At 66.6% G+C, this 9091-nt stretch carries 9 protein-coding genes and 1 tRNA gene; all 10 read right to left on the reverse strand.

The features are described 5' to 3' along the window. Nucleotides 1–15: 15 nt before the first annotated feature. Complete coding sequence (locus tag QM019_RS10440) at nt 16–1173, reverse strand: hypothetical protein (protein ID WP_193127635.1); 1158 nt, start codon at nt 1171–1173, stop codon at nt 16–18. Between the two features lie 47 nt (nt 1174–1220). After that, nucleotides 1221–2204: an ABC transporter substrate-binding protein gene (locus QM019_RS10445; RefSeq protein ID WP_282852928.1), complete on the reverse strand. Its 984-nt coding sequence runs from the start codon at nt 2202–2204 to the stop codon at nt 1221–1223. A gap of 47 nt (nt 2205–2251) precedes the next feature. Continuing rightward, entirely contained in the window at nt 2252–3043 is a 792-nt protein-coding gene (locus QM019_RS10450) for an amino acid ABC transporter ATP-binding protein (RefSeq protein WP_282852930.1), read from the reverse strand. A gap of 9 nt (nt 3044–3052) precedes the next feature. Further along, on the reverse strand, nt 3053–4144 hold the full coding sequence (locus tag QM019_RS10455; RefSeq protein WP_282852931.1) for an amino acid ABC transporter permease: 1092 nt from the start codon (nt 4142–4144) through the stop codon (nt 3053–3055). 193 nt (nt 4145–4337) lie between these two features. Beyond that, nucleotides 4338–4904 (reverse strand): GNAT family N-acetyltransferase, encoded by a 567-nt coding sequence (locus QM019_RS10460; RefSeq protein ID WP_282852932.1) that lies wholly within the window; start codon nt 4902–4904, stop codon nt 4338–4340. 110 nt (nt 4905–5014) lie between these two features. Continuing rightward, nucleotides 5015–5091, reverse strand: a tRNA-Leu gene (locus tag QM019_RS10465). A 65-nt stretch (nt 5092–5156) separates the two neighbouring features. Further along, nucleotides 5157–6521 carry an NAD(P)/FAD-dependent oxidoreductase gene (locus QM019_RS10470; protein WP_282852933.1) on the reverse strand — a complete coding sequence of 455 codons (1365 nt, stop codon included), beginning with the start codon at nt 6519–6521 and terminating at the stop codon, nt 5157–5159. Nucleotides 6522–6617: 96 nt separating this feature from the next. Then, on the reverse strand, nt 6618–7175 hold the full coding sequence (locus QM019_RS10475; protein ID WP_241209088.1) for a DUF501 domain-containing protein: 558 nt from the start codon (nt 7173–7175) through the stop codon (nt 6618–6620). Then, nucleotides 7172–7600 (reverse strand): FtsB family cell division protein, encoded by a 429-nt coding sequence (locus tag QM019_RS10480; RefSeq protein ID WP_282852934.1) that lies wholly within the window; start codon nt 7598–7600, stop codon nt 7172–7174. Before QM019_RS10480 ends, QM019_RS10475 begins: the two co-directional genes overlap by 4 nt. Before the next feature lie 78 nt (nt 7601–7678). After that, nucleotides 7679–8971 (reverse strand): phosphopyruvate hydratase, encoded by a 1293-nt coding sequence (gene eno, locus QM019_RS10485; protein WP_282826889.1) that lies wholly within the window; start codon nt 8969–8971, stop codon nt 7679–7681. Between the last annotated feature and the right edge of the window lie 120 nt (nt 8972–9091).

Raw genomic sequence — 9091 nt, forward strand, 5'->3', positions numbered from 1 at the left:
CGTGCGCGCACTTGCTCACAGCCCAACGCGGGACTCCCGCAGCTCGGCCAGCACGCGCCAGTGTTCGGCGCCGATCAGGCTCGCCGGCGTGACGCCGATGTGCCCCACGCGGCCCCACGTATTTTCGATGGCAATGCGCAGATCGAACGGCGAAATCGTCGCACCGGCGGTGTCACCGAGGCGCCCCCAGAGGCCGATCGAAATCGTGATGCGCTCACGCTCGCCGACACCAAAGCGCGCGGCGAGCCCGTCGGCGAGCTGCGCTGAGTAGGTCGGTGGTTCGTCGTTGAGACCAAACGAGTCCCACAGCGTAATGGCGTTACCCGTGTCGAGCACCGCCGCATACGCGTGCCCGGACTCAGCGCGGTCGGCACCCGGATCGTCCCAATTCACCCGCATCTCGATGTCGATGAGCGTGCCCGGAAGGGTGACCGACGCGCACTGGGCGATCAGCTCGGTGAGGAGCTGGGTGCGCCAGGCCACGACGAGCGGATCGAGCGTATCCGCCCGCCCCGCCTCGTCGCGCGGAAAGTCGCGCAGCCCGGTCATTTTGGAGAAGAGTTCGCGATCGCTATCGCCGAAGCTCGCCTCGAGGATGAGCGAGGTCAGCGAAATGCGTGCCGGTTGGTAGCGGTCGCTCACCTCGCGACACAGCGCCACGAGATCGGCACCGAATTTGCCCCGAGCCAGGCTCGAGATCGAGGGCAACTGCTCGCTTGAGGCACCGTCGGCGAACACGCCGGCGCTCGCCGGCTCTCGTTGAATGTGGCGCGGCGCCGTCACCTCGATCACGAGGGTGATCTCGAGGTCGGCCTCGATCGACGCCAAGGCCCCCAGTGCCCGCGCAACCGGGTCGTAGTCCGCCGAAACCCCGGGCGCCCATTCGTCCCGGTGGGCGTTCCAGGGAAACAACAGCAGCTCGGGTCGGCCGACCTGGAGTGCGACCCCCGCGGCGCCGGCCCGCTCGAGGAGGTTCGCGAACGCATCCCAGTCAAATGTCGGATCAGCGAGGGTGTCGAAGCCGACGCCGATGGTGAGGCCGGTACCGCCGGGTACCTCGGCCGGGGTGATCATGCTCGAGTGGCCTCTCTGCGCCAGCAGCGTCGCCGTGACGCAACTGGACTCACCGTAGACGCCACGCTGCGGCGAATTCGGCGGGTGGGCAGAGTTCACCACCCGAGCGTCACCCCGGCCAGTGGCCGAGGGTCACCCCCTCGCCATTACGGGCGAGGGAGACCCTCCGGGTTGAGCTCCGACTGCTCGACTGCCTCCGCATCGAGCGCCCAGCGGTCGATGACCTCTTGGTAGCTGCCCGACTCGATGGCGGCGTTGAGCACGAGTTGCACGGGCTCGATCAGACCGTTGTCTTTTGCGGTCGTGGCACCGATCTGCGCCGTGTCCGGCCAGCCGCCGTTCAGAGTGCCAACAACCTCGGTTTCACCAGTCTGGGCCGCGGCGTACGCGAGGGTCGCGTTCGGCGCGAGGATCGCATCCACTCGGCCCGACTGCAGCGCGAGGACTGCAGCGGCGTTGTCGTCGTAGTAGACAAACTCAACCGGATCGAGCCCGTTCGCGACGTTCTCCTCATCCCAGTTCTGCAGGATCTTCTCTTGGTTCGTTCCCGAACCGACGACGATCTTGAGCCCGGCCACGTCCGGGGCCGACTCGATCGACGTGATCTCGCTGCCCGACTTCACCGAGAAACCGAGCACGTCATTGCGGTAGGTCGCGAAGTCGAAGAGGTCCTTGCGCTCCTCGGTCACCGTCACGTTCGAGGTGATGAGGTCGTACTTGCCCGACTGGATGCCGAGGGGCCAGTCGGCCCACGACACGGCTTCGAGCTTGAGCTCGAGGTCGAGGCCGTCGGCGATGAGCTGGGCGAAGTCGGCCTCGCTGCCGATGATGGTGTTCGGGTCGTCCTCCGCCGCGAGGGCGAGCGGTGCCGTGTAGGGAGAGATTGCGACGGTGAGGTAGCCCTCGTTGATCGGGGTGAAATCGCTTGCCTCGAGGGCGTCGATCGCCGCCTGCACCGGCTCCTGGTGCGGGCGGTCCTCAGCGTTCTTCGACGTGAGGTCGAGGCTCGGGCCCGAGTTCGTGGCGTCGGTCGACGCTTCGCTAACCGGGTTCGCGCAGGCGGTCAGTGCGATGGCTGCGGCCGCGAGTACGGGCACGATGCGGGTCAGGCGGTGGCGAAAAGTGGTCAACGGAGTCTCCTTGAAGTTGGCCAGAGGGTTGGGGTGGATGAGGTGGGCTAGTCGCTCGGCTGCAGGAACCGGCGCAGAAAGTCGCGGGTGCGGGCCTCGGCCGGGTTACTGAGCACCTGCTCGGGGCTGCCCTGCTCGACGAGCTTGCCGTCGGCCATGAAGACAACGCGGTCGGCAACTTCGCGGGCGAAGCTGATCTCGTGGGTCACGACGATGAGCGTGCGCCCCTGCTCGGCAAGGTCACGGATCACCGCGAGCACCTCGCCGACGAGCTCCGGGTCGAGCGCCGACGTGGGCTCGTCAAAGAGCATGACGTCGGGGTCGAGCATGAGGGCCCGGGCGATCGCGACGCGCTGCTGCTGACCGCCCGAAAGCTGGCGGGGGAAGCGGTCGGCCAGCGCACCCAGACCGACGCGCTCGAGCAGCTCGCGGCCGCGAGCCGCCGCATCCGCCTTGCTGCGCAGCTTGCGAGAGGTCACCGGAAGCGTGACGTTGTCGAGCACCGTGAGGTGCGGGAACAGGTTGAACTGCTGGAACACCATGCCGACCCGCAACCGCCGAGTAAGGATCTCGCGCTCGGGCAGCTCGACAAGTTCGTCGCCGCGTTCGGCGTAGCCGATGAACTCGCCGTCGATGGTGATCTCGCCACGGTCAATCGTCTCGAGGTGATTGATGGCGCGCAGGAGCGTCGACTTGCCGGAACCGGATGGCCCGAGCAGCACGACAACTTCGCCCGGTCGGACGGTCAGGTCGATGCCGTGGAGCACTTCGGTTTCTTCGAAGGACTTGTGGACGCCACGGAGCTCGACGAGGCCGCGGGTGGTGGTAGTCGAAGTCATGACGGTGTCCTATCGGGTGATGATCGGGGCGTTCGCGTCGCCGGCGCTGATGGCGACCGAGCCGGTCTGCGCCGTGACGTCGGCACGGTCGAGCGATGTGGCGACGACATTCGGCCGGCGGGCGGCGAACCAGCGGCGCACTCGCTGTGCCGGTGTCGGCGGCAGCTGCGCGGTCGTGCCACGGGCGTAGTGACGCTCGATGTAGTACTGCACGACGTTGAGCACGGTCGTGATCACGGCGTACCAAACCACCGAGACGAGCAGCAGCGGAATCACGAGTTGGTTGCGGTTGTAGATGACCTGCACCGTGTAAAACAGCTCGGGCAGCGCGACGATAAAGACGACCGAGGTGCCTTTGACGAGGCCGATCACCGAGTTGAAGGCGTTCGGCACGATCGAGCGCAGGGCCTGCGGCAGCACGATGCGGAAGAAGCGGGTGGCGCGGGGCAGGCCGAGGGCGCGGGACGCCTCGAGTTGGCCGGCGTCAACCGAGAGCAGGCCGCCTCGGATGATCTCGGCGGAATACGCGGCCTCGTGCAGCGAGAGACCGAGAATCGCAGCGGTGAAGGCCGAGATGAGCTGCACCGTGTTCACTTCGAGGAGCCAGAAGTCGGTGGTGAACGGCGTGCCGATGCCGAGCGTGGGCCAGAGGTAGCCGAGGTTGTACCAAACGACCAGCTGCACGACGAGCGGCACCGCGCGGAAGAACCAGATGTAGACGCTCGCGAGGCTCGAGAGAATCGGCGAGCCGCTCATCCGCATCACCGCGAGCACGCCGCCGAGCACGAAGCCGATCGTGGCCGAGACGACGGTGAGCACGAGCGTGAGCCCAAGGCCCTGCACGACGGACTGCGAGAAGAAGTACTGCGCGAAGACGTCCCAGCGCCACTGCGGGTTCCGGAACAGCGACACGACGAACTGGGCAACGACGAAGAGGGCGATGGCTGCGAAGATCCAGCGACCCCAGTGACGCTGCCGGCGGATGCGGCGGGCCACCGGGCGCGCGGGTGCCGCCGCCGACGTGGTTGCGGCGGCGCTCGGCGTGGCGCGCTCAGTGCTGGGCGCCGGGTCAGCAGTGACGGTGTCGGTGATGTGCGTCACGGGGTCTCCTCGGTTCGACGGGGTGGTCGGGTGAGGATGACTTCAGCACGGCGGACGCCCGCGTGCGACTTTGTGACGACACGAAATGACGCGGTCGCGTCATCTTCGTCATGGAGGGAAATATGACGCGCCGCCGGCTCGACATTCTCGCGGTGAGCAGCGATAAGCAGTCGTGCCGGCGGCGCGGCGCTCCCTAGGGCTTTCGGGCGATGAGTTCGCCGAAGTCGACGAGGTCTCGCACAGCGCGCGCGGGCAGTTGCGAGGCATCCTCGCCCTCGACGAGCGCCTTCGTGTACGGGTGCACCGTGAATGCGTCAGGGTCGAAGTGCGCCGTGTAGCCGTTTCGCGCGTACAGGCGGTCAGCCTCGGGCTGGCGGGGCCCGGTCGTGAGGAACACTTGGCGATACCCGAGCCGTCGGGCCTCTTCCTCGAGCTGAGCGAGCAGGCGGGTGGCGAGGCGTTCACCACGGTGCGCCGGGTTCGACCAGATCTTCTTGAACTCGCAGATGTCACCGTCGTAGGCGCGCACGGCGCCCGCTGCGAGCGGGGTGTTCGCGTCGAACAGCACGAGGAAGGCGCCGCGCGCCGCCTCGGTGAACTGGTCCTTCGCGCCACCGTAGACCTCTTCACGCGAATCGTGCCCACCGAGGTCGCCGTAGCGGTCGTGGTACTCGCGCACGAGATCCTCGAGCACCGGAATCACGCGCTCGTCGAAGGTGTTGACGATCTCAAATCGCGTCGTGGTCTGGGTGTCGGTCATGTGGGCTCCTCGGGAAGGGCTGGGATCTGCGGGAAAACTTCAGCACCGCACATCGCGGATGTAAACCGCCGGGGTAATACGTCGACGCAGTGTTACGCCGCAACGAAACTTGGTCCCCCCGGTCGGGTTCGAACCGACACTTTCGCGATTTTAAGTCGCGTGCCTCTGCCAATTGGGCTACGGGGGGTGAACGGCGATCGCCGCCGCATCCAGTCAAGAATACGGCGGCGATCGCCAGGTGCCGTGCGGCGCCTACTTGGCGGCCGGAGCCTTGTCGTCGGTCGACTTCGGAGCAGCCGGCTTCGGACGAGCGGCGAAGCGCTCGAAGAACGCCTTCGGCTCGCTCACTTTGCTCAGCGAGACGAAGTCGCGGCCGAGCACGAGCTGGCCGAGCCAGCCGCCGAAGACGCGAATCTTGCGCTCGTAAGTCGGGATCGCCATGCCGTGGTAGCCGCGGTGCATCGCCCACGCGGGAAGGCCCGTGATGCCGGTCTTGCCCGACTGGAATGCGCCAACGCCCATGCCGAGGCCCGCAACCGCACCCATGTTCTCGTGGTAGTAGTCGGTCGGTGCGTCGCCGCGCAGCGTCGCCACGATGTTCTCGGCGAGCATGCGAGCCTGACGAACAGCGTGCTGTGCATTCGGCACGCAGAAGCCGTTGACGCCGCCACCCGAGAGGTCGGGCACCGCGGCGATGTCGCCAGCGGCCCAGGCGTCCTCGACGATGCCCTCGTCACCCTCAATGCGAAGGTCGGCACGGGCACGAACGTTGCCGCGCTCGTTGACGGGCAGGTCAGTGAAGCCCTTGACGAGCGGGTTTGCCATCTGGCCAGCGGTCCACACGATGACGTCGGTCGGGAACTTGTCGCCGTTGGAGGTCTCGACCACACCGTCGACAGCCGAGCTGCACTGGGTGTTGAGGTGCACGGTCGCGCCACGCTCGGCGAGGTTCTTGATGACCCACAGCGCGGTCTCTTCCGAAACCTCCGGCATGATGCGCGGCGCCGCCTCGATGAGGTGGAACTGCACGTCGTCGAACTGCAGCGACGGGTAGTCGGCGAGCAGCGCGGTCGCGAGCGAACGCATCTCGGCGAACGTCTCGATACCGGCGAAGCCGCCACCGACGACCACGAAGGTCAGCAGGCGCGAGCGCTCGGCGCCCGGCGCCATGGTCGATGCGCGGTTGAAGTTGTCGATGATCTTGTCGCGAACCCAGACGGCCTCTTCGATGTGCTTCATGCCCACCGCGTTGTCGGCGATACCCGGAATCGGGAAAGTGCGCGACACGTTGCCCGCGGTCACCACGACGATGTCGTAGCCGAGCGTGTAGGCGTCGCCATCTTCAGGCGTGATGGTCGCGGTCTTCGACGCGTGGTCGATCTGCGAAACCTCGGCGGTGATCACGCGCGTGCGCTTCAGGTGACGGCGCAGCGACACCACTGCGTGACGGGGCTCAATCGAACCGCTCGCCACCTCGGGCAGGAACGGCTGGTAGGTCATGTAGGGCAGCGGGTCGACGAGCGTCACCTGCGCCTCACCAGGGTTGAGCTGCTTTTCGAGCTGTCGGGCTGCTGTGAACCCGGCGTATCCACCGCCGACGATCAGAATCTTCGTCACGCGTTCACTCCTCACTGTGTTGTCAAGCTTCGAGACGTATCAAGACTACCCCCGCGCCGTGGCTGTCACCTGACGGGCGGGTGACCTCGGCGGACGCTATGCGTCGGCCGGCGACGCGGCGTTCGCGCCGCGGGGATTCGCGCACTGGCACACGCTCGGCGACCACGCCGAAACTCGCAGCGCCCAGTCGCCGATCGGGTTCACGCCCGGGCCCGCGGCGAGCGCGTGCGCGCTCAGCGCGTGCAGGCACTTCACGCGCGTCGGCATGCCCCCGGCCGTCACGTGGGCGATCTCCTCGACATGGTCGACCGACTCGCGGGCGGCAAGGTACTGCTCGTGAGCGCGCTGGTAGGCCGACCGCAGCTCGTCATCGCTCGCCAGCGCATCCTGCATCTCGACCATCAGGTGCGCGCCCTCGAGACGCGACATTTCGGCCGTGGCCTCGGGGTGCGAGAGGTAGAAGAGCGTCGGGAACGGCGTGCCATCGGGCAGCCGGGGCGCTGTGATCACGACGACTGGATTGCCGCAGACGCAGCGCGAGGCAACCCCGAGCACGCCGCGCACCTGGCGTCCGAGCTGCTCGGTGAGCGTGGCGAGGTCCTGTTCACTCGCAGGGCTCCAGTTCGGATGCTGGTCGATGAGGGCGTTGGTCACTGGTCCTCCTGAGGCGCTTGCGCGTCGTTGGCACGGATGAGCGAGTCGAGGAAGAGCTCGGTCGAGTCCGTTTTGGTTTCGTGCAGCTCGGAGCTGACGTCGGGCTCGTCTTCGACCGCGGGCAGCGACGCGTCGTCGATGACGACGTAGGTGGTGTCGCCCGGCTCGACAAAGAGCAGGCGGCCACGGGCTTCGGCCTTGATGTAGGCCGGGTCTTCCCAACGGCTCGTCTGCTCATTGACCTGGGTGATCTGGTCTTGCGACTGCGCGATCTCGGATTCGAGTTCGGCAATGTGCTGCCGCTGGCTGATGAGCTGCTGCACGGTCGGCACAATCATCGCCACCGAGACCACGAGCACGATGAGCAGCAGGATGGACCCTCCCGTCGGTCGGCGCGTGGCACGGGTGGTGGTGGTTTTGGCCATGGGGACATTCTTCCAACAATGGCCGACGGGCCGAGCGTTACGCTCGGCCCGTCGGCGAAATCACGGTGGACTTTGCGGTTAGGCCTCGGTCGGCGTGAAGCGCGGGAACGCCGAGGTGCCCGCGTAGATCGCCTGGTCGCCGAGGATTTCCTCGATGCGCAGCAGCTCGTTGTACTTCGCGACGCGGTCGCTACGCGCCGGCGCGCCGGTCTTGATCTGGCCACAGTTGGTGGCGACGGCGAGGTGCGCGATCGTGGTGTCTTCGGTCTCGCCCGAGCGGTGCGAGAGGATCGCCGTGTAGCCGTGGCGCTGCGCGAGCTCGACGGCGTCGAGGGTCTCGGTGAGGGTGCCGATCTGGTTCACCTTGACGAGGATCGAGTTCGCAACCTTCAGGTCGAGACCCTTCTGGAGGCGCTCGGGGTTCGTGACGAAGAGGTCGTCGCCGACGAGCTGCACGCGGTCGCCGATGCGCGCCGTGAGCTCGACGTAGGCATCCCAGTCTTCCTCTGCCAGCGGGTCCTCGATCGTGACAATCGGGTAGTCGTTGATCAGCTGCTCGTAGAAGTCGACCATGTCGGAAGCCGAGTGCTCGTTGCCCTCGAACTTGTACACGCCGTTGTCGAAGAACTCGGTCGAGGCGACGTCGAGGCCAAGCACGATGTCCCGGCCGAGCACGTAGCGGGTCTCGCCGATCGACTCGACGATGAGGTCGAGTGCCTCGCGAGTCGAGCCGACGCTCGGTGCGAAGCCGCCCTCGTCGCCGAGGCCGGTCGACAGTCCCTTCGAGCCGATCGTCTTCTTGAGCTGGTGGTAGACCTCAGTACCCCACTGCAGGGCTTCGCGGAAGGTTTCGGCACCGACCGGCAGGATCATGAACTCCTGCACGTCGACACCCGAGTCGGCGTGGGCGCCGCCGTTGATGATGTTCATCATCGGCACGGGCAGCACGTGGGCGTTCGCGCCGCCGACGTAGCGGAACAGCGGGAGCTCGCTCACCTCGGCCGCGGCCTTGGCGTTGGCGAGGCTCACACCGAGGATGGCGTTGGCGCCGAGGCGCTGCTTGTTCGGCGTGCCGTCGAGCTCGATCAGCTCGGCATCGAGGGTGCGCTGGTCGGTCGAGTCGAAGAATTCGATCGCGGGGTTAATCTCGTCCGCAACGGCCTGCACAGCCTTCTCGACACCCTTGCCGAGGTAGCGGTCGGCGTCGCCATCGCGAAGCTCGTACGCCTCGAATGCGCCGGTGGATGCGCCCGAGGGCACGGCGGCACGACCGATGGTGCCGTCTTCGAGTGTGACCTCGACCTCGACCGTCGGGTTGCCGCGCGAATCAAGAATTTCACGTGCGTAGACATCAGTGATGAACGTCACCATTGGCTCCTCTGAGTTGGCATGTGGGGATGCGCCGCCAGTCTATCCAGCCCACCTCCCCACCACCTCCAACAGTTGGGGGGTTGAGTGGTCGTTTTTTGTAGTTCTGGCACCGCCAGAACT

Source organism: Gulosibacter sediminis (genome assembly GCF_030011715.1).
Taxonomy (GTDB): Bacteria; Actinomycetota; Actinomycetes; order Actinomycetales; family Microbacteriaceae; genus Gulosibacter; species Gulosibacter sediminis.

Excerpts from the sequence above, each read along its gene's own strand:
- QM019_RS10450 (WP_282852930.1), bottom strand. The coding sequence starts at position 3,043 with ATGACTTCGACTACCACCACCCGCGGCCTCGTCGAGCTCCGTGGCGTC.
- QM019_RS10460 (WP_282852932.1), bottom strand. The coding sequence starts at position 4,904 with ATGACCGACACCCAGACCACGACGCGATTTGAGATCGTCAACACCTTC.
- QM019_RS10480 (WP_282852934.1), bottom strand. The coding sequence starts at position 7,600 with ATGGCCAAAACCACCACCACCCGTGCCACGCGCCGACCGACGGGAGGG.
- eno (WP_282826889.1), bottom strand. The coding sequence starts at position 8,971 with ATGGTGACGTTCATCACTGATGTCTACGCACGTGAAATTCTTGATTCG.